19 protein-coding genes are annotated in these 20,638 nt (G+C 65.3%); 9 read left to right on the forward strand and 10 right to left on the reverse strand.

The window, feature by feature from the left end:
- Positions 1-37 precede the first annotated feature (37 nt).
- The 8 genes from glnL to EL249_RS10220 all read right to left on the reverse strand — a co-directional run bounded on the left by glnL (position 38) and on the right by EL249_RS10220 (position 8,807).
- Complete coding sequence (gene glnL, locus EL249_RS10185) at positions 38-1,135, reverse strand: nitrogen regulation protein NR(II) (RefSeq protein WP_005672625.1); 1,098 nt, start codon at positions 1,133-1,135, stop codon at positions 38-40.
- 115 nt (positions 1,136-1,250) lie between these two features.
- Positions 1,251-1,778: a hypothetical protein gene (locus tag EL249_RS10190; RefSeq protein WP_005672623.1), complete on the reverse strand. Its 528-nt coding sequence runs from the start codon at positions 1,776-1,778 to the stop codon at positions 1,251-1,253.
- A 132-nt stretch (positions 1,779-1,910) separates the two neighbouring features.
- Positions 1,911-3,323 carry a type I glutamate--ammonia ligase gene (gene glnA / locus EL249_RS10195; protein ID WP_005672621.1) on the reverse strand — a complete coding sequence of 471 codons (1,413 nt, stop codon included), beginning with the start codon at positions 3,321-3,323 and terminating at the stop codon, positions 1,911-1,913.
- A 464-nt stretch (positions 3,324-3,787) separates the two neighbouring features.
- Positions 3,788-5,059, reverse strand: a complete 1,272-nt coding sequence (hemW, locus tag EL249_RS10200; RefSeq protein WP_005672620.1) for a radical SAM family heme chaperone HemW — start codon at positions 5,057-5,059, stop codon at positions 3,788-3,790.
- Positions 5,060-5,123: 64 nt separating this feature from the next.
- Positions 5,124-5,774 carry a non-canonical purine NTP pyrophosphatase gene (locus EL249_RS10205; RefSeq protein WP_005672618.1) on the reverse strand — a complete coding sequence of 217 codons (651 nt, stop codon included), beginning with the start codon at positions 5,772-5,774 and terminating at the stop codon, positions 5,124-5,126.
- Positions 5,771-6,532, reverse strand: coding sequence for a ribonuclease PH (gene rph, locus EL249_RS10210; protein ID WP_005672617.1), 762 nt, complete (start codon positions 6,530-6,532; stop codon positions 5,771-5,773). The genes EL249_RS10205 and rph overlap by 4 nt, the downstream gene beginning before the upstream one ends.
- A 151-nt stretch (positions 6,533-6,683) precedes the next feature.
- Entirely contained in the window at positions 6,684-7,607 is a 924-nt protein-coding gene (locus EL249_RS10215; protein ID WP_005672616.1) for a PP2C family protein-serine/threonine phosphatase, read from the reverse strand.
- 117 nt (positions 7,608-7,724) lie between these two features.
- Entirely contained in the window at positions 7,725-8,807 is a 1,083-nt protein-coding gene (locus EL249_RS10220) for a serine/threonine-protein kinase (RefSeq protein WP_005672614.1), read from the reverse strand.
- Between the two features lie 346 nt (positions 8,808-9,153).
- Between EL249_RS10220 and EL249_RS10225 the strand changes: the two genes are divergently transcribed.
- The 9 genes from EL249_RS10225 to EL249_RS10265 all read left to right on the forward strand — a co-directional run bounded on the left by EL249_RS10225 (position 9,154) and on the right by EL249_RS10265 (position 19,883).
- Positions 9,154-10,137: a YicC/YloC family endoribonuclease gene (locus tag EL249_RS10225; RefSeq protein WP_005672610.1), complete on the forward strand. Its 984-nt coding sequence runs from the start codon at positions 9,154-9,156 to the stop codon at positions 10,135-10,137.
- Between the two features lie 106 nt (positions 10,138-10,243).
- The gene (locus tag EL249_RS10230) at positions 10,244-10,822 is read left to right on the forward strand and encodes an LOG family protein (RefSeq protein WP_005672608.1); all 579 of its coding nucleotides are present in this window, start codon (positions 10,244-10,246) and stop codon (positions 10,820-10,822) included.
- Between the two features lie 208 nt (positions 10,823-11,030).
- A complete protein-coding gene (locus EL249_RS10235; RefSeq protein WP_005672607.1) occupies positions 11,031-11,390 on the forward strand; it encodes a hypothetical protein in 360 nt (119 codons plus the stop codon).
- 409 nt (positions 11,391-11,799) lie between these two features.
- Entirely contained in the window at positions 11,800-12,684 is an 885-nt protein-coding gene (locus EL249_RS10240; RefSeq protein WP_169311657.1) for a GNAT family N-acetyltransferase, read from the forward strand.
- A gap of 177 nt (positions 12,685-12,861) precedes the next feature.
- Entirely contained in the window at positions 12,862-15,240 is a 2,379-nt protein-coding gene (locus EL249_RS10245) for a glycosyltransferase (protein WP_005672603.1), read from the forward strand.
- Positions 15,241-15,482: 242 nt separating this feature from the next.
- On the forward strand, positions 15,483-16,274 hold the full coding sequence (locus tag EL249_RS10250; protein ID WP_005672601.1) for a class I SAM-dependent methyltransferase: 792 nt from the start codon (positions 15,483-15,485) through the stop codon (positions 16,272-16,274).
- Positions 16,275-16,367: 93 nt separating this feature from the next.
- Positions 16,368-17,918: a hypothetical protein gene (locus tag EL249_RS10255; protein ID WP_005672599.1), complete on the forward strand. Its 1,551-nt coding sequence runs from the start codon at positions 16,368-16,370 to the stop codon at positions 17,916-17,918.
- 119 nt (positions 17,919-18,037) lie between these two features.
- On the forward strand, positions 18,038-18,649 hold the full coding sequence (locus EL249_RS13810; RefSeq protein ID WP_005672597.1) for a sugar 3,4-ketoisomerase: 612 nt from the start codon (positions 18,038-18,040) through the stop codon (positions 18,647-18,649).
- Between the two features lie 85 nt (positions 18,650-18,734).
- On the forward strand, positions 18,735-19,883 hold the full coding sequence (locus EL249_RS10265; RefSeq protein ID WP_005672595.1) for a DegT/DnrJ/EryC1/StrS family aminotransferase: 1,149 nt from the start codon (positions 18,735-18,737) through the stop codon (positions 19,881-19,883).
- A 10-nt stretch (positions 19,884-19,893) separates the two neighbouring features.
- Here the strand turns inward: EL249_RS10265 and EL249_RS10270 are convergent, their stop codons facing one another.
- Both EL249_RS10270 and EL249_RS10275 read right to left on the reverse strand, forming a co-directional pair.
- Positions 19,894-20,280, reverse strand: coding sequence for a type II toxin-antitoxin system VapC family toxin (locus EL249_RS10270; RefSeq protein ID WP_005672593.1), 387 nt, complete (start codon positions 20,278-20,280; stop codon positions 19,894-19,896).
- On the reverse strand, positions 20,277-20,525 hold the full coding sequence (locus EL249_RS10275) for a type II toxin-antitoxin system Phd/YefM family antitoxin (RefSeq protein ID WP_005672591.1): 249 nt from the start codon (positions 20,523-20,525) through the stop codon (positions 20,277-20,279). The genes EL249_RS10270 and EL249_RS10275 overlap by 4 nt, the downstream gene beginning before the upstream one ends.
- Between the last annotated feature and the right edge of the window lie 113 nt (positions 20,526-20,638).

Consider the following 20,638-nt stretch of genomic DNA (forward strand, 5'->3'; position numbering starts at 1 on the left):
TCTCCGCCCGTTCGGACGGTCTGCCCCCCCTGCCCGGCTACAGCAGCGGCAGCAGGATCCTGAAATCGGTCCATCCCGGTCGACTCTCGCATTCGATGCTTCCTCCATGGGCCTCGACGATGCCCTGCGCCACCGGCAGCCCCAGCCCGCTGCCACCCTCGCGTCCACTCACCAGCGGCAGGAACATCCGCTCCTGCATGGTAGGCGAAACGCCCGGCCCGTCGTCGATCACGTCCAGCGCCAGGGCCAGCCGGTAGCCCACGTGGGCGATCACCACCTGGCGCGCGACGCGCGTCCTGAGCAGAATGGTGCCGCGGCCCTGCATGGCCTGGGCAGCGTTGCGCACCAGATTCAGCAGCGCCTGCACCAGCTGCGCCCGGTCGGCCTCCAGTTCCGGCAGGCTGGCGTCATAGTCGCGTTCGATGACAAGCCCTTCCGCGTATTCGGCCTGCACCAGTCGGCGCACCTGTTCGCACACTTCGTGGATGTTGATGCGCGCCACCGCCCGCCGTCCGCTGCCCGGCGCCAGCAGGCGATCCACCAGCTGTTGCAGCCGATCCACTTCCTGAATGATCACGCCCGTGTATTCGCGCACGGCGTCCGTCTCGGCATCGGCCTCCAGCAGCTGTGCTGCCCCGCGGATACCCCCCAGCGGATTGCGGACCTCGTGCGCCAGCTGGCGCAGCATGGCACGACTGGCGCGCGCCGACTCGTGAAGCCTCGTCTCCCGATCGATGCGTCGGCGCCGCTCGATCTCGTGCAGCTCCACGAGCAGCATGCCGTCCGTATCTTCCAGCACCACGGCCAGACAATGCAGGGTCAATGGCGCCTGGCCAGGCCGCATCAGGGTGATGTCCACGCCCTGCTGCCCCCAGCTCTGGCTGCGCAGCTGATCCAGGGGCGCATCGAGTGCCTGCAGGTCCGGCAGCAACTCGCCCGGTGTGCAGCCGCGCATGCGCCGGGGCGTCATCGCCAGCAGCTGGCAGGCCGCCAGATTGGCAAATACCACGCGGCTCCCGGCGTCCAGCACCAGCACGCCCGACCCCAGCAGGTCGAGCCCGCTCAGGTCAGGCAGAATGCGCCTGCCGCTGCCGTGACGGGGCTGATCGGAGCCTTCGTCCGCACTGTCATCCATCGTCCCCTCCCCGGGGAAAGACCACCCGGGGAAACAGGGATGTCGGGGCCCATCCCGGCCACCGCCGGACGGCGGCCTTCAGGGATGATGGCCCGCAACCTTCCTGGAGAATCCCTCAGGGCAGCGAATCGATCTCGCGGCGGATGGAACTCACGTTCTGCGCCGCCTGCGCCACTTCATCCTTCAGGCGATCCACCCGATCCAGATACTTCTGGTAATTGCGCTCGTCACCAAGACGCTCGGGCGAACCGTCGTTGTACTCCTGCTTCAGCGCATCCAGCCGCGACTGCTCCTTGGCCAGCTCCTTTTCCAGGATCCGGCGACGGTCGGAATCACGTCCACGCTGCTGGCTGTCGCTGACCCGGGCCGACTTGCCACCCGAGCCTGAACCTGTCGGCAGCCTGGCGGCCGGCACGCTGTTGATCGGCGGCAGATCCAGCTGTCGGCAGCCCTTGCCCAGCGCGTTCTGGTAGAGCGGCGTGCCATCGGGCCCGTCGCAGCGGTAGACGGTGGTAGCCGATTGCGCCAGGGCCACGGGCGCCGAAGCCATGCCCGCTCCCAGCAGGGCAGCCGCCAGCAGCAGCTGTCCCTTCATCACAACCGAATGGCGCAGGCCGGCATCGTCGTGTGCTTTCATGTTCATGCAACAGTCCCCGGAAAAGGTCCAGACACTCGCAGTCTACCGGCAAAGCACACCCCTGCGGCCGTACGCATGCCACCGACACAACGCCGGCCGCACAGGCGGCATCAACCGTCTGCCGGCCGGACGTCTTGCTCAGCAGCTGTAGTACATGTCGAACTCGATCGGGTGCGGCACCATCCGCAGGCGCGTCACCTCCTCCATCTTCAGGGTGATGAAGGCGTCGATCATGTCGTTGTCGAACACGCCACCCCGGGTCAGGAACTCGCGGTCGCGATCCAGTGCCTCCAGCGCCTGTTCCAGCGAATGGCAGACGGTCGGGATCTTCGCGTCTTCCTCGGGCGGCAGGTCATAGAGGTTCTTCTCGGCCGGATCACCCGGGTGGATGCGGTTCTGCACACCGTCCAGGCCCGCCATCATCAGCGCGGCGAATGCCAGGTACGGGTTGGCCACCGGATCCGGGAAGCGGGCCTCGATGCGGCGCGCCTTCGGGCTGTTCACGAACGGGATGCGGATCGAGGCCGAGCGGTTGCGGGCCGAATAGGCCAGCTTGACCGGCGCCTCGTAGTGCGGCACCAGCCGCTTGTACGAGTTGGTGCTGGGGTTGGTAATGGCGTTCAGCGCGCGGGCGTGCTTGATGATGCCGCCGATGTAGAACAGCGCGAAGTCCGACAGCCCCGCGTACTTGTCGCCATTGAACAGGTTGGTGCCGTCCTTCCAGATCGACATGTGCACGTGCATGCCCGAACCGTTGTCACCCACCAGCGGCTTCGGCATGAAGGTGGCCGTCTTGCCATAGGCGTGCGCCACGTTGTGGATCACGTACTTCATGCGCTGCAGCCAGTCGGCACGCTGCACCAGCGGTGCGAACTTGGTGCCGATCTCGCACTGGCCGGCACCTGCCACCTCGTGGTGGTGAACTTCCACGGGCACGCCCATCTGCTCCAGCAGCATGACCATTTCCGAGCGCATGTCCTGGAAGGAATCCACCGGCGGCACCGGCAGATAGCCCCCCTTCACGCCCGGGCGATGACCGCTGTTGAAGCCATTGAACTTCCTGTCGGAAGACCACGAGGCCTCTTCGGAATCGATGGCCACCATGCTGCCCGACATGTCCTGCTTCCAGGTCACGCTGTCGAAGATGAAGAACTCGGGCTCGGGGCCAAAGTAGGCGATGTCGCCAATGCCCGACGACTGCAGATAGGCCTCGGCCCGGCGGGCGATGGAACGCGGGTCCCGGTCATAGCCCTTGCCTTCGGTCGGTTCGACCACGTCGCAGGTCAGGATCAGCGTCGGCTCCTCACGGAACGGATCCATCACGGCCGTGTCCGGATCGGGGATCAGCAGCATGTCGGAGGCCTGGACGCCGCGCCAGCCGCCCATCGACGACCCGTCGAAGGCCTGACCGTCGGTGAAGCGATCCTCATCGAAATGCGAAATGGGTACCGTGATGTGCTGTTCCTTGCCCCGAATGTCGGTGAAACGCAGATCGACGAACTTGACTTCGTTGTCCTCGATCTTCTTCATCACTTCCTTGGCGCTTGCCATGCTCAGCTTCTCCTGTTCGACGGTCGTACCGACCGCGGTTGCAACCGATGACCGCCCGACGACACTGCGCCGGGCCTGCCTGTCATCTACACACTAGCAGAAAGCGTGCCAACTCCGTCTTCTGCACAGAAAAAAGTTACATGTTGCCCTCCGGACGGCCTGCCGGCCCCCGAAACCGTTGCGGCAAACCTGCACATTCAGACCATGGCCTGCAACCGGGAAGCCCCGGCCTGCAGCCCATCCACAGCCATTCGGGGCCATCGTGCCCCCAACCATGTCCGGACCACACACGACCGCCCCGTCCTCCCCCACAGCCGTCCGTGAGTTTGGCCGTGCGCCTCCACCGGGCCAGCGCACGATGTGAGCCGGGCGCCGGAAGCATGAGCGGACCTGCCCTGTATCGGAGCATTGCACCACACCGAGGCAATCTGCCCCCCAAATGCACCATAACGGTGCAAGGCCTTTCAGTCCAGCTCCGGCCGGTCCACCCAGTTGACCGTGCTCACCCGGGGCGAAGGCTCGGGCCGATGCCCCTCTCCACCTTCTTCGGGCAGGAAGATCTCCAGCAGGTCGTTCAGGAAGGCACGCCCCAGCGGGGTGGGTTGCAGCCGCGCCGGATCATCCACCATCAGCCCGCGCTCCACGGCCTGGCGCAGCTTCACCCGGATCACGGCCGGCAGCAGGCCCGTGCGCTCCTGGAACAGCGCCGTGTCCACCCCTTCAGTCAGGCGCAGGGCATTCAGCATGAACTCGAAGGGCAGATCGGTGGGCTGCACCACCTCGTCGATCTCGCAGGCATTGCCGGCCAGCGCCGTCTCCATGTAGCGGCGCGGGTGCTTGTACTTTGCCTGCCGGACGATCCGGTCCGGAAACGACAGCTTGCCGTGGGCGCCGGCCCCGATGCCCAGGTAATCGCCAAACATCCAGTAATTGAGGTTGTGCTGGGCCTGATGGCCGGGACGCGCCCAGGCCGACACCTCGTAGTTGCGATAGCTGTCACCCAGCATCTCGCCCAGCAGATCCTGCATGGCAGCCGCCTGGTCTTCGTCCGGCACCGGGGGCGGGAAGCGCGCAAACAGCGTGTTCGGCTCCAGCGTGAGGTGGTAGCACGACAGGTGCGGCGGCGAAAAGGCCAGGGCCTGCGTCAGGTCTGCGCGCAGCTCGGGCAGCGTCTGCTCGGGCAGCGCATACATCAGGTCCAGGTTGAAGGTCTCGAACAGCTCGGCGGCTGCCTCGGCCGCAGCACAGGCCTGAGCCCGGTCATGCACGCGCCCCAGCGCCTTCAGCTTGGCGTCCGAGAAGCTCTGGATGCCCAGCGACAGGCGGTTGACGCCCGCAGCCCGGTAATCGGCAAAGCGCGCCCGCTCGAAGGTGCCCGGGTTGGCCTCCATCGTCACCTCGGCATCGGCAATGAGGGGCAGCCGGGCCCGCAGACTGGACAACAGCCGGTCAATGGCCGCCCCCGAAAACAGGCTGGGCGTACCGCCACCAATGAACACCGTCACCACCCTGCGCCCCCAGACCAGCGGCAGGCTGGCATCCAGGTCGGCCTCCAGCGCCGTCAGATAGGCGTTCTCGTCCACCCCATCGGCCGGCAGGTTGTGCGAGTTGAAGTCGCAATACGGACACTTTCGCAGACACCACGGGATGTGGACATACACCGAGAGCGGCGGCAGGTTGTCCAGCTGCACGCGGCGGCTGGAATGCAGGCGGATGGGCGTGGCGGAAGCAGGCACGGTCAGAAGGGCCGATGAAAATGGACGGATGCGGGCGTGGACAGGGATGGACGGAAGAAGCCCATCAGACGCCTGCCTCGTCCAGCAGCGTATTCAGCCGCACCAGCGCACGATGACGATGGCTGATGGCGTTCTTCTCTTCCGCCGACAGCTCTGCCGCCGAACAGGCATGACCATCGGGCTGGAAGATCGGGTCATAGCCGAAGCCCCCTTCACCCCGCGGCTGCGCCAGCAGCGTGCCCCACCACAGCCCCTCGGCAATCAGCGGACGCGGATCGTCAGCAGAGGCCACCCACACCACCACGCTGTAGAAATACGCTCGCACCGGTGCAGACACATCCTGGCAGCGTGCCAGCAGATGGCGGATGTTCTCGGCATCCAGCCGTGCCCGGCCACCTGCCTGCAAGGCCTCGCGCTCGACCGGGTCGGTGATTGCGTCCAGTGCAAAGCGCGCCGAACGCACGCCGGGCGCGCCACCCAGGGCCGGCACGCACAGGCCGGAATCGTCCGCCAGCGTGGGCAGCCCACTCAGGCGTGCACCGTGCCGGGCCTTGGCCAGCGCATTTTCCACGAAACTGGGCCACGGCTCCTCGGCATCGGGAATGCCCAGCTCGGTCTGGCTGGACAGACGCACGCCGCGCGGCGCCAGCATGGCCAGCAGCTCCTTCAGCTTGCCGGGATTGCCCGACGCCACCAGCCAATGTCCGCCCGTCATGCCCCTTCCTCCTGCAAGGCCGCCCGCTGCAGCCGCACCAGCTCGTCGATGCCCTTGGCGGCCAGATCCAGCAGCTCGCTCGCCTGCTGACGGGAGAAAGGTGCCCCCTCGGCCGTGCCCTGGATCTCCACCAGCCCCCCGGAGGCCGTCATCACCACGTTCATGTCGGTCTCGCAGCCCGAATCTTCCTGGTAGTCCAGGTCGAGCACGCAGGCCGGAGCTGCGCCAGGCAGCGCCACGATGCCTACCGAGATGGCGGCCACCGCCTCGCGCAGCGGATCGGAGGTCAGCTTGCCGGCGGCCAGCAGGCCGTTCACCGCATCGCGCAGCGCCACCCAGGCGCCGGTAATAGCCGCCGTGCGCGTGCCTCCGTCAGCCTGCAGCACGTCGCAATCCAGGTGGATGGTGCGCTCGCCCAGCCGCTTCAGGTCCGTCACCGCCCGCAGGCTGCGGCCGATCAGCCGCTGGATCTCCTGCGTGCGCCCGGACTGCTTGCCGCGCGCCGCCTCGCGGTCGCTGCGCGTGTGGGTGGCACGCGGCAACATGCCGTATTCAGCCGTCACCCAGCCCTGTCCCTTGCCACGCAGGAAGGGCGGCACGCTGTCGAGCACGCTGGCCGTGCACAGCACCCGGGTGTCACCGAAGCTCACCAGCACCGACCCCTCGGCGTGGCGTGTGAAACGTCGCTGAAAGCGCACGGGCCGCAGCCCGTCCAGCGCGCGGCCGTCATGCCGCTGCGCGGAAGAAGAGTCAGTCATCGGGGACCCCCTGGAAGATCGGTCCCCGCATTCTATCGCCCCTGGAAACGCGCCCGGCAGGCTGAAACGCCCCGTGCCTGCCCCCTGGGAGCAGGCAAACGGGTCATTCCCGACGGACCCCGCGCACGGGCGCGGTCGGGAAACAGCCCTGTCAGGGCACTTCCTTGTTCGAGCGCTGGATCGCCTCCTGGATCTCGGCAATCGTCTTGTCGATCTCGTCCTCGGTCATGTCGACCGATTCGGCGTCCAGGTTGTTGGCAATGGCGATGGTGGTGGTCACCGCCCCGTCGGGCAGCGCCATCGACGACAGCGACGGCAGACCATCGCTCTCGGAGCTGTCGGTGTCCCACTTCATGGCCAGCACCGTGGTGTTGTCGGCACCCACGCCATTGTGGTTGAGCGCCGACTGGATCAGGCGAGGCACCGCCAGCTCCAGCGGCTCGTTGCGGAACTCGCGCACCAGCTCCTCACGGCTCACGCCGCTCCAGAGACCGTCCGAGCACAGCATCATCACGTCACCCGCCTTCAGCGGAAAGGCCGCATGGATCTCGACCGGCGGGATGAAGGGCGAGCCCAGGCAGTTGAGCACCTTGTTGCGCTCGGGGTGCACCTCGCTCTCGGCCTCGGTGATCAGCCCCAGGCTGATCAGGCTCTGCACCTTGGAGTGGTCCAGCGTGCGGAACAGGATGTCGGAATCACGCAGCAGGTACAGCCGGGAATCGCCCGCATGCCCCCACCACGCATGTCCGTCCTGCACCACGCAGGCCACGATGGTGGTGCGCGGGCACTCATTCATGCCATGCAGCTCACGATAGCGGTGCAGCTCGCGGTGGCTGGCATGAAAGGCCTGCTCGATGAAAGCCACCGGATCACGCAGCCGCGGCACAGCCTGCTGCTGGAACATCGAGGCTACCGTCTGCATGGCGATCTGCGCCGCGATCTCGCCCCGCAGATGCCCGCCCATGCCGTCGGCCAGCACCATCAGCAGCGACTCGCGCGAGAAGCAGTACCCCATCCGATCCTGGTTGATCGAACGACCACCGACATCGGTATCCTGGAAAATGGAAAAACGCATGGATCGAAAGCGAGTTGAATGTTCTGGGGCGTCCTGTCCGGGTCATCTGCCGCCGGCAGGTCTGCGTCGGTACCGAGCCGCCCCGACAGCGGCCCGTATCCGGCCGAAGGCCCGACCTCAGCCGCCCTTGCGGGCCGTCAGCAGCGTGACATCGGCCTCCTCGTGGCCCGACGGCGATGGCAGTTGGGCATGATGGCTTCGCTTGTGCGACGACGACGATCCTTTCGGATCACGGCGCCGCCTGAACGGCGAGATGATGTCCTCCAGCCAGCGCAGCGGCAAGAAACTGCGGGTTTCAACCCCCTCGCGCATGAAGGGTTCGCGCAACGCCCGTTGCAGCGCAAACACACTCTGCGGCCGCTCCAGCGGGTTGAGCTTCATGCACCAGTGCACCAGATCCAGCAGCTGCTGCGAGTAGATGTCGGTCAGACCCATCAGCACCGCGTCGACCTTGTCCTGCTTCATGCGCTGATCGGCTGCCTGCGGCGGCGCCCCCACCATGCAAGCGTACATGCTGGCGCCCAGGCCATAGATGTCGGTCCAGGGGCCCAGCTGCTGATTCTTCTTGTAGAGCTCCGGCGCGGCAAAACCCGGCGTGTACATCGGGAAGAGCTTGGGCGCGTCCTGCGTGAGCGTCTGGCGCGCCGCCCCGAAGTCCAGCAGCATGGGCAAGCCGCCCTTCTTCAGGTAGATGTTGGCCGGCTTCAGGTCCAGGTGCAGCAGGCGGTTGGCATGCACCTCGCGCAGCCCGTTCATCACCTGTGCAAAGATCTTGCGGATGTGGCGCTCGGGCAGCACGCGCTTGCCCGGCCGGTTGCGGTTGTGGATGACCAGCTCCTGCAGGCTGCGCCCGCTCTCGTAGGCCATCACCATGTAGACCGTCTCGTTGGCCCGGAAGAAGTTGACGACGCGCACCACGTTGGGATGGATGACCCGTGACAGCGCCCGGCCTTCCTCGAAGAAGCACTTCAGGCCATTGCGATAGGTGGGCAGATTGCCGCCCACCACCTCGGGCACCAGTTGCCCAGGTGTGCGACGGACCAGAGAACTGGGCAGGTATTCCTTGATGGCGACCGGGTTCCCGTCCTGATCCTGGGCGAGATAAACCATCGAAAAACCGCCGCTGGCGATTTTTCTTACAATCCGGTAGCCACCTGCCTCGAAGCCCTCCGGCAATGGTGCGTTCTGCTCATTTGCCATGGTGGCTATTGTAGAAGCGATGGATGCAAAACTCTGTATTTCCGTGTTACGACACGCCAGACGGACGGGCACGGCGACTGAATGACATCCGGGCCTGCACCCATCCCGAAAAACCTCGGCCAGATCGGCATTTTTACCGCTTTTCCAAGCAGAGACACCCACCCGTCCCCACCACCTTCCTTCCCGACAGCGTTACAGAACAGCCCCTCCTGACGCCCTTTCGGATGTAACCACCGGTGCAGCCCCCGTGTGGCATCTTTCCCACTGCCCCGATCCGTCCGACGGCAGCCGTTCGTGATCCTGCATCGGCCCGTTTCCCTTTCTTCCCGTCTTTCCAGACACCGACATGTCCACCCAGCCCACGCAGCCCGTCACCGCCCCCACGAATCCCGCCCCTGCCGTCGCCACGGGGGGCGCCGTCAACAGCATGACCGGCTATGCCCACCAGAGTGCCGACACGCCGCTCGGACGACTGGACATCGAGATCCGCGCCGTCAACAGCCGCTTCACCGACCTGCACTTCCGGTTGGCCGACGAATGCCGGCTGCTGGAGCCGCGGCTGCGTAGCGCCATCACGGCCACCGTCCGGCGCGGCAAGGTGGAATGCCGGATGAGCCTGCAGCGGCCCCGCTCGGACGGCACTGACGCCCTGAACCTGGAACGCCTGGCACACTATGTGGAACTGAGCCGCCAGATCCGCCTTGTGGACGACAGCGCCCAGCCTCCCTCCGTGGCCGACTACCTGCGCTGGCTGCAGACGCCGGAACACGCTCCCACCGCTGGTGACGCTGCCTCCCAGACCCTGGACACCGACATGCTGTGGCAGCACGCCGAACCACTGGTTCTGAGCTGCCTGCAGGCCTTCCAGGCCAGCCGTGCCCAGGAAGGCGCACAGCTTGCCCGCATCCTGCAGGAACAGGGCAGCCGGATGCGGGCCCTGGCCGGGCAGCTGCGCCCCCACCTGCCCGAGCTGCATGCCGCAGCCGAAGCCAGACTGCTGGAGCGTCTGCAGAAAGCCGTCCAGGACCTGCCCGTCAGCATTCCAGCCAACGAGACCCTGGCCCGCGTGCGCCAGGAGATCAGCCTGCTCAGCCTGAAGGACGACATCACCGAGGAACTGGACCGGCTGGACACCCATCTGCAGGCCATCGACGAGGCCCTGGCGGCAGGCAGCCCCGTGGGCAAGCGGCTCGACTTCCTGATGCAGGAGCTCAACCGCGAAGCCAACACCATCGCCTCCAAGAGCATCGCGTTGTCCATTACCGACACCGCGCTGGCACTGAAACTGCTCATCGAACAGCTGCGCGAGCAGGTCCAGAACCTGGAATAAAGGATCCGGAAGGAATCCCCCCGCTCCCGCGTACAATGAGCGCGGCCGCTCCGGCACCCTTGGTCGCTCCGGCCCACGGCCGCCCTTTTCCAGGAACAGGATCCTCATGAAACTCTGCGTCTTCTGCGGTGCCAGCACCGGCAAATCCCCCGCCTATCGCCTGGCGGCCATCGAACTGGGCCATGCCATGGCTGATGCCGGCATCGGGCTCGTCTACGGGGGCGCCTCGGTCGGCCTGATGGGCGCCGTGGCCGACGCCGTCCTGGAACGAGGGGGTGAAGTCATCGGCGTCATTCCGCGCTTCCTGGCCGACAAGGAACTGGCCCACAAGAAGCTCACCCGCCTGCACGTCGTGGGCTCCATGCACCAGCGCAAGGCCATGATGGCCAGCCTGGCCGACGGCTTCGTGGCCTTGCCCGGTGGCCTGGGCACGCTGGAAGAACTGTTCGAGATCTGGACCTGGGGGCAGCTGGGACACCACCAGAAACCCTGCGCCCTGCTGGATGTGGGCGGTTTCTACACCGGTCTGACCGACTTCCTCGATCACGTAGCCACCGAAGGCTTCGTCAAGCCGGAGTTCCGCAACATGCTGATCGTGGAGCCCAACGCCGAGCGCCTGCTGCCCGCCATGAAGGGCTACCAGCCGCCGGCAACCACGCGCTGGATGAGCGAAGGCAACACCTGAGTCTGCACGCCCTCCGGGAAAGGCACATTTTCCGGAGGGTTTTCGGGGGTTTTCCGGAATACCAGCCATGCAGGGCATTCCTTGGAAATACAGCGCTCGGCAATGAATTTGATAATGCATTATCAATAACGGCATTTGATGGAAAAAGCCTTCAAATGCAGCGTCATGGATATATAATCGCATCATCAATCGCAGACAGGAGATCATCATGAGCGAATGCAAGCTGCCCCATCACGCCCACCATGACCACACCCATGGCCCCGGCTGCGGCCACACGGCCATCCGCCATGATGGCCATGTCGATTACCTGCACGACGGCCACCTGCATCATCCGCATGGCGACCACGTCGACGAGCACGTGATCCCCGTCTCGGCCACCAACCCCGACCGCTGCACGCCCGAGCACAAATGCAGCGGTCACGAGCCCGGCCACGTCCATGGCCCCGGTTGCGGCCACGAAGCCGTCCCGCACGGTGACCACATCGACTACCTGGTCGACGGCCACCTGCACCACCCGCACGGCGACCATTGCGACGACCATGGTCCGATCGAGGTGGTGAAGGGCTAAAAACGCACGCCTGCACGGCCTGTCGCCAGCGCCGCCTGCAGGCATCGCAGCGTTCCCAGGGATGCCCCCGCAAGGGGGCATCCCTTTTTTGTGCCCCCTTTCTGCCCCTGTCCTTTGCGCCTCTGCCCTGGCCGTTGGCGGTGGTTTGAATGGCACGCTTCCCGTCTGGCCTGCGCAACAGACACGACCCCCTGTCGGGTACTTGAAGCCATTCATTGACGCCCCGTCAGGACTTCCTGACCATCAAGGCCCATTGCACTGCCCGGCAGCGGCCATGTTCACCTTCCGTTTCTATACGCCCGACGATCGCCCAGCATGGGATGAATGCGTGTTGCGAAGTCGCAACGGCGTATTCCTGTTTCTTCGCGCATACCTGGAATACCACGCTGACCGTTTCGAAGACGCTTCCGTGGTGATTCACGCCGAAGGCCGCCCTGGCAGGATCGTCGCGGTATTGCCCGCCAACCGGCAACGCGCACCCCTGCAGCCCGCAGAGCATGGTCACGGCACCACAGCCAATGCCCATGGCGACACCTTCGTGACGCATGGCGGACTGACCTTCGGCGGTCTGGTGATGGACGAGAAACTGGGCGGCACCCAGGTCGTGACCCTCCTGCGGGAACTGCTTCCCTGGCTGGCAGCCAACGGCTTCGCACGCCTGAAATACAAGCCCACCCCTCATCTGTACCACCGGCTGCCCAGCGAGGAAGACCTGTACGCGCTGCACCAGCTGGGTGCGCAAACCACGCAGGTGCTGCTCTCCAGCACGCTGGACCTGACGCGCCCCTGTCCCACATCCAGCGCCCGGAAGAACGCGCTGAGAATCGCCAGCCGTCACAACATCCAGGCAGGCCCATGCGCATGGGAAGACTTCTGGCCACTGCTGACCCAGACGCTGCAGCAACGGCATGGCGTCAACCCGGTCCACAGCCTGGAGGAGATCCGGCTGCTCGCCAGCCGCTTTCCGGACCGCCTGGAAGTGCTGGGAGGCTGGCCGTCCCAGGATGCCTCGCAACAGCTCCAGGCAGGTGCCGTCCTCTTCCATTACGACGGCGTGACCCACACCCAGTATCTGGCTTCGTCCCCTGCCGGACGTGACTCCCATGCCCAGCATCGCGTCATCGACACCGCAATCGAAAGCGCCCGGGCTCGAGGACAACGCTGGTTCAGCTTCGGAACCTCCACCACCGAAGGCGGCCACGTCCTGAATGACGGCCTGCTTCACCACAAGGAGATCTTCGGCGCCCGGGGCACCATCCTGCAGACGCTGGAGCTGGATCTGCCCGGGCACTGACCAGCCCCGGCTGGCCGGCCCCCTGACAGCAGCCTCTGGAAGCAGCCCTTTCCAGACCCCCACACGGCAGGCCTGCCCCTGAACTGGCCCGCAAGAGCCTTCCTGTTCCGACGACCGGCCCCAGGGTACTCCCGCTACATTCGACGGGATTCCAACCATACTGTCGGACCCCGTTCCATGGCCAGCCTGCCCGCAATCCACATCTGCCTGATCTCGCCTGCCGGATATGTTCATGCAGATGCATTGCTGGACCCGGCGCAGTACTTTGCCTGGCAGTTCCGGCGACTGGGGCTGCGTGTCAGCCTGGCCCGCAACCTGCTGCGGCATGATGCGGTCAACTTCGTCTTTGGCGCCCATTGCGGCTTCGACCCCCGGCTGCTGCAGACCCACAGCTGCATCATCGTCAACCTGGAACAGATCGGCCAGGGCGGCGCCGTGCTGGGCAGCAGCTACCTGCAGCTGCTGAAAAGCGCCGTGGTGGTGGACTACAACGCCGACAACCCGCCCGCCTACACGGCGCACCCCGACGACGTGCCCATCATTTCCTTCGGTCACGCCACCTGGCTCAAGCCCGACGCCCACCAGGCCCTGCCGCTGGAAGAGCGTCCGCTCGACCTGCTCTTCATCGGCAGCACGAACGAACGACGACTCAAGGCCATCCAGCGCATCCAGGCCACGGGACGCAAGGTCAGCCTGCAGGCCTGTCCTGTCTACGGCTCGGCCCGCAACAGCCTCATCCTTCAGGCCAAGGCACTCCTCAACCTGCATTTCTACGAAACCGCCCGCTTCGAGCAGGTGCGCGCCTTCCAGAGCCTGTCGCTGGCCACCCCGGTGGTATCCGAGCGCCACATCAACACCAGCGCCAGCCCTGTCTTCGACGCCTGCGTCACCTGGTTCGAGGATGCCCAGCTGGAGGCGCTGTTCGAACAGGAGTTCGACACCCCGCTCTTCCATGACGTGGCGCGGCAGCAGCTGGCACTCTTCGAGACCGTGGACCCGATTGAGGAATATGCCGACCTGGCCGCCTTTGCCGGGGGCGTATGGCAGGCCCATCAGGACATGCTGCCCAGACACGGCAGCGATCTCTACGTGGGGCCTCGCATGCCGCTTCCGTGGGTGCCCCCCGTTACCCACGCAGCCATGATCCCGGGCATCCCCCTGGCCGAGGATCATGGCCCCGCCAAAGCCTGCCGCACCGCCAGCGACAGCTGCCGTCACGACGTGAACGACGCCGCACACCCGGCCCCGCTCTTTCAGATGCTGCCGGATGTCTGCGATCAGGTCGACCAGCTGCTGGACGAAGAGCAGCCCGAACTGGCCCTGCTCTCGATGGTCCACGGCATCACGTCCCATTTCTACCAGCCGGGCATTGCCGAACATGCGCTCTACTATCCTGCACTGGACCGCCGTGTCCTGCAGCTGGCCGATCGCCTGCAGCGGGACATGGCCGAAACCGGAGCAGCGCAGGATGCCGCGTACCCCGCTCCCGTCCAGGCCGCTGATGCCCCGACCCTGCTGGTGGCCTCGGAGGTCTACGAGGTGGGTGGTCATACCCGGGTTCTGGAAGAACTGGCGGCCAACCAGCCCAACCCCATCCTGCTGCTCACCAACCTGTGGGGCAACTTCGACGACCCGACATCGAAGAAGAGGGAGTGGCTACGACAGCGTTTCCCGAATGCCGAGATCATCGTGCAGACCGGCAAGCTGTGGGACAAGGCACGCCAGCTGGCCACGCTCTGCTCCCAGCGCCAACCCGCACGGATCTGGTACCTGCAGCACCATCAGGATCCGGTGGCCTTTGTCGGCACCCTGCATGCCGGCAGTGCTCGCAAGATGCTGGTTCACCATGGCGACCACAACCCCAGCCTGGGCTGCACCCTGCCCGGCATCCGTCATGTGGATGTGACCGAATCGCTACAGAAGACCTGCAGCGCCCACCTGCACCAGCAGGCCGACTGGCTGCCCCTGTACGTGAAGGATCTGGGACGCCGCCCCTTCCTGGCCCCCAGCCGCAAGACGCCCTTCTCGGTCGTGACGGCCGGGCGTGCTGCCAAGTTCTCGATGCAGGGGCCCGTGGCCCTTCCGAACATCGTCAGCAGCGTGCTGCGTGCCATCGAAGGCCGCTTCCATCACATCGGCCCCCTGGACGACGGCAGCCGGAAGCAGATCCGCAAGCATCTCATCAACCAGGACATCGATCCCGCCCGCTTCGTGACGCATGGCGAAGTGCCGTCGCTGTGGCAGGCGCTCAAGCAGCTGGATGCCCATGCCTACCTGGGTTCGGCCCCTGTCTCCGGCGGGCGTGGTGCCATCGAAGCCCAGGGCTGCGGCTACCCGGTGCTGCCCTTCAGCGGTTTCGAGCCAGGCTCCCTGCTGGCCGACTTTTCCTCCTATGCCGACATGGCGCTGGCCTGGCACGACCTGCCGACATTGGTCGAACGGCTGAAGGTGCTGCCCTCCCGGCTGCAGGACGCCAGCGACCGTGCCCGCACCTTCTACGAGACCCACTTCTCGCAGCAGGTATTCCGCGACACGCTGGAACGCATCGCCAGGTAACCCTCTCCAAGGGCCGAACACCGGGCATTACCGTCGCCCTGCCCGGTTCTCCAACGGCCCGTGTGATGCCCGAATGCATCACTGTCTGATCCGGGCATCACCGCTTTGCCGTCTGCGCTGTCCCAGACCGCCACCGGTACCGATGCCCGACCTGGCGCCCCTGTTCCAGCGCACCATGGATGCCATCCGTCAGGTGCTTCCCTTGTGAAGCACACGACTTCGACAGACCGATGGCAGCACGCATGGACATTTCCACCACGGCCTCTTCCAGCGCCTCCCGCGACCTGGCACGCTACGAAAGAAGCTACCAGTCCGCCTCCTTCGAGCCCACCCAGGCTGCACTGCGCAAGCGGGTGGTGACCACCCAGCTGAAACTCTGGCAGGCCAGACGCGTACTGGAAGTGGGCTGCGGCATGGCCCCCATCTTCACGGATTACCGGGAGTTCTCGAAACTGACCATCGTGGAGCCGGGCCGACATTTTGCGGAACATGCCCGCCACCTGGCCGGAACGGACGATCGCATCCTCGTGATCCAGGACTTTCTGGAAAACGCGACTGGCAGTGCCCCCCTTCGTGGCCAGACCTTCGACGCCATTCTGGTCAGCGGTCTGCTGCACGAGATTCCCGAACCGCAGAAGCTGCTTCAGGCCCTGCGCCCCCTGTGCACGCCCACCACCCGACTGCACGTCAACGTGCCCAATGCACGCTCGCTGCACCGTCTGCTGGCCCTCGAGATGGGGCTGATCGACGACCTGCATGCCCTGTCCGACCGGCAGCGCATGCTGCAGCAGCACAGCACCTTCGACCTGCAGAGTCTGACCGAGCTGTGCCATCAGGCCGGATATGAAGTGATCGGCCAGGGCTCGTACTTCATCAAGCCTTTCGCGCACGCGCAGATGCAGCAGCTGCAGGACATCGGCATGCTGGATGAACGCATGCTGGACGGCCTGATGGGACTGGAAAAGCACCTGCCCGGGCTGGGTTCCGAAATCTACCTGAATCTGCGGGTGACGGATCGCCCTCACACCCCATGACACTGCGCCGGAATCCACCGTGCCGGCCCCAAGACACTCTCGCTCCGAAACGCCGGGAAAACCGTTTCGACACCTCATCTTTTTGAAAACATCATGACGACTCAAGCAACCTCTCGTCCCGCCTCCCTGGTTCTGGCCGGCAATGCCCTGTCGGTCCTGATTGCTGCCACGGAGCGCGCCCATCGCGGCCTGGCCACCACCATCATCAATCCGGGCGGCCCGCTGGGCGGCTACTTCTCGGGCGTGCATGCCCTGGGTCGGCGCGTCGACGGCGGCATGGTGCTGTTCGAGTTCAGCTCGTTCTCCGAGCCGGCCGTGGCCCCGCGCCTGGACAGCTATGATCCGATGAAGCGCAACGATGTCGGCCGCTTCTGTGGCGTGATCCGCCGCTATGTGCAAGGTCTGCACAGCACGCATGCCGTGGGCACGCCGCGCATGTGGGTGGATGGAAAGCTGCTGCCTGACATGATGCTGGGCAACGGCATCTCGGCCCTGCACCACCTGAGCAACTCGGCCGCCATTCACCGTGAGCTGGCTGTCATCGAGCGTCAGGCGAAGCACGACACGGTGCTCTGGCACCCGGCCAACAAGACCACCTGGCCGCTGGATGGTTCGGCCCCGGCCGACTGGGCCAGCACCCAGGGGAATGTTCCCTTCGACTGCGACAGCCTGTCGCGTCGCATCCATGGTCAGACGCTGCACGAGACGCTGTTCGTTCCCTTTGCCCGCCAGGTGATGAACCGGGATGCCAGCCATCTGGCCGCTCTGTATCACCGTCTGCCCTGGCTGCCGATGTACTGGCCGCAGACGCTGCTGTCCACGCTGAGCAACCATGGCCGCGTTCCGGGCATGCCTGCCACGGTCTTCAACTATCCGTCGCATGGCTCCATTGCCGCCATCTGCCAGAACCTGGCCCAGATGGTGCGCAATCATCCGCTCATCACCCTGGTGGAGGACCCGATCCAGCAGGTTCGGCGCACGGCCGATCATTTCGTCATCACCACCGCCAAGCACGGCGAGATTCACGCACAGCGCCTGGGCTGGGCCATGACGCCGAACCGGGGTATGGCCGTTGCCGGCATGACGGCACCTGCCGAGAATCCGGAGCGCCTGCCGCTGATGCTCGGCTTCTTCAAGCTGGCGGAATCTCAGGTTCATCAGGTGGCGAGCGTGCTGCACGCCGTGGCCAACGACACCGGCATCTATCGCGTCACCAATGCCACCGCCTGCGGCACGCCCACCGATGAAGGCACCATGCGCCTGGTGGTGGAGGCCAACCCGCATCGCTTTGCCGCACACCACGTCGGCATCGATCTGAACGACGAAAGTGCCGTCATGCAGGCCATGCTGCGCGACCTGTCCGTGATCGGCGTGACCACTTCTGCCATCCGCCCGATCGGCTTCGAGCTCAAGCGCTTCGACGGCGCCCTGCCGCTGCCCACGCCGGCTGCTGTGGAAACCTTCCTGGAGGCCCGCGAGCAGATGCTGCGTGCGCTGCCAGGCATCGAGCCGATGGGTGCCTCGGCCGGCCCCTTCGCCTTCGGCCTGTCGGACCAGATCATCCAGGGCCTGCAGATGGCACATCGTGTGGACCGGAAGGACGACGTCCGGGCAGAAGCCATCGAGCCGGCGCTGGCATCCTGACGGCCCGTGCCTGATGACGAACCAGACCTCCTGAAGATCGCGCCGTTGCCCAGGCAGCATCCTCCTGTTGGTGCCTCCAGCTTCGGCGCGGAAAACCTGCAAACTTCGAGACAGACATCATGCTGGTCGATTGCGTGACCCTGCAACTGCCCAAGGTCCATGATCCGCGCGGCAACCTGACCTTTGTGGAAGGCGGCCGCCAGATTCCATTCGACATCCGTCGCGTGTACTACCTGTACGACGTGCCGGGCGGCTCGGAACGGGGCGGGCATGCCCATCTGGCGCTGCACCAGTTCGTCATTGCCATGTCGGGCAGCTTCGACATCGTGCTGGACGATGGATTCGATCGCAAGCGCTACCACCTGAACCGGTCCTACGAGGGGCTGTACATCCCGCCCATGACCTGGCGCGAGCTGGACAACTTCTCATCGGGCAGCGTGTGCATGGTGCTGGCCTCCGAGGTCTACGACGAGGCCGACTACATCCGGAACTACAGCGACTTCATGCTGGAAGTGCACAGCCGCCACCGGGCGCAGCACCATCATGCACCGCCGGCAGCGCATGTCGGCACCATCACCGGCACCCCCCTTTCAACGCCGGCGCCAGCCGCTCCCCGGCGTGAGCCAGCCGAGGCGATCGCTGACATGGAAACAGCCGTCCTGACGCCTGCAACATCCAGATCGGCACGTTCCGGATCATTCGATGACGAACTTGTCCTGAACATCACTTGACCCAATACTGTTTCAACGACAGCAACGCCCGGATACACATCCGTGTTTTCCTGTCCATACCCTTTCATCACGCCCCGGTTCTTTCATGAATGCTGCAGCCCCCATCCCCTTCCTGAACCTGAAGGCCATCAATGAGCGTCATCGTCTGGCCTTCCGCGAAGCCTTCGAGCGGGTGATGGACAGCGGCTGGGTGCTGCTGGGCGAAGAAACGGCAGCCTTCGAGGCAGCCTTTGCGGCCTACTGCGGCGTGAAGCACTGCATCTCGGTGGGCAACGGGCTGGATGCCCTGCAACTGGCGCTGCGAGGCTGGGGAATCGGCGCGGGTGATGAAGTGATCGTGCCCAGCCACACCTACATTGCCACCTGGCTGGCCGTGAGCTACACGGGGGCCACGCCGGTGCCGGTGGAGCCGACTTCGGACGACACCGGCCTGGATCCGGATGCGCTGGCTGCGGCCATCACGCCCCGTACCCGCGCCATCGCAGTGGTGCATCTGTATGGCCGTCCCGTGGACATGGAGCCGATCCTGGCCATTGCCGAACGGCACGGCCTGCCGGTGCTGGAAGACGCAGCACAGGCACACGGCGCCACCCATCATGGGAAGCGCTGCGGCAGCCTGGGACATGCGGCCGGCTTCAGCTTCTACCCGGGCAAGAACCTGGGTGCGCTGGGCGACGCCGGGGCGGTGACGACCAACGACGATGCGCTGGCCCGTCGCGTGCGCATGCTGCGCAACTACGGGTCGGAACGGAAGTATGTCCACGAGCTGGCAGGCTTCAATTCCCGCATGGACGAGCTGCAGGCGGCCTTCCTGCGCGAGAAGCTGCAGACGCTGGATCGTGACAACCGCCGCCGTGCCGACATTGCCACCACCTACCGGCTGGGCCTGCAAGGGCTGCCGGGGCTGATGTTGCCCCCCACTGACACCGAGACCACGCGTTCGGCCTGGCACCTGTTCGTGGTGCGGCATCCGCAGCGCGACCAGCTGGCGGCGCTGCTGGCCGAGCATGGCATCCAGACGCTGATCCACTACCCCACGCCGGTGCATCACCAAGGGGCATATCAGGGGCAGCCGGTCAGCCAGCAGTCCTTCCCGCGGGCCGAACGCCTAGCCCGCGAGGTGCTGAGCCTGCCGATGGATCCGACGATCTCGGACCGGCAGGTGCTGCGCGTCATTGCGGCGGTGCGCAGCGCGTGTGTTTTGCTGGGCGAGCCTTCATCCAAGGCGGCCTGAGCGGTCTGGTTCAGACACTCAGTATAGAAGCCCCATATGCGGCCACTTTCCCGTCGGCACTGAGCAGGGTCATGCCTTCGACCTGAGACTGGGCCACCAGCATCCGGTCGAACGGGTCCCGGTGCAGCCAGGGCAGACTGACCACGGCAGCAGCATGCCTGCCATTGACCTCTAGCTCCCTGTATCCGTTCCTGAGCAGCAATGTCCTGAACAGGAACGGATCGACACGAAAGCCCGGCTTCTGCATCGAGGCCTTGATGGCGATCTCCCAGATGCTCACCGCACTGAAATGGAGCTCGTTGCAGGTATCTTCTATGATGCTTCTGGCAGTCGGACTCAACTTCCCGGAGTCGCGTGCGCTCCACAGGAGAAGATGGGTGTCGAGCAGGTACTTCATGGTCTGTCAGACGAGAACATCTCCGCGATCTCGTCTGCCATCATGTCGTCGAAGTCATCCGGAATCTCGGGCAAGTCCGGCATGAAGCCGATCCTCCGGGGCGTGATCTCTTCCCCGTCGTACGGCACGAGCTTTGCCATGGGCTTGCCGGCCTTGGCAATGATGACGACATCTCCCTTGCCGACATCCTCCAGCAAACGGGACAGATGCGTCTTGGCTTCGTGAACGTTGACCTGCATCATCATGGGTCCTTGTCAGCTCTGACTTGGTCAAGTCTACTTGACTAAGCCAGACCCGACAAGAACAACCCACGGATGGTCTCCGGCCACGGTCAACCCAGTCGATGTGCCATCAGGGG

It is taken from the genome of Lautropia mirabilis (assembly GCF_900637555.1).
GTDB lineage: Bacteria > Pseudomonadota > Gammaproteobacteria > Burkholderiales > Burkholderiaceae_E > Lautropia > Lautropia mirabilis.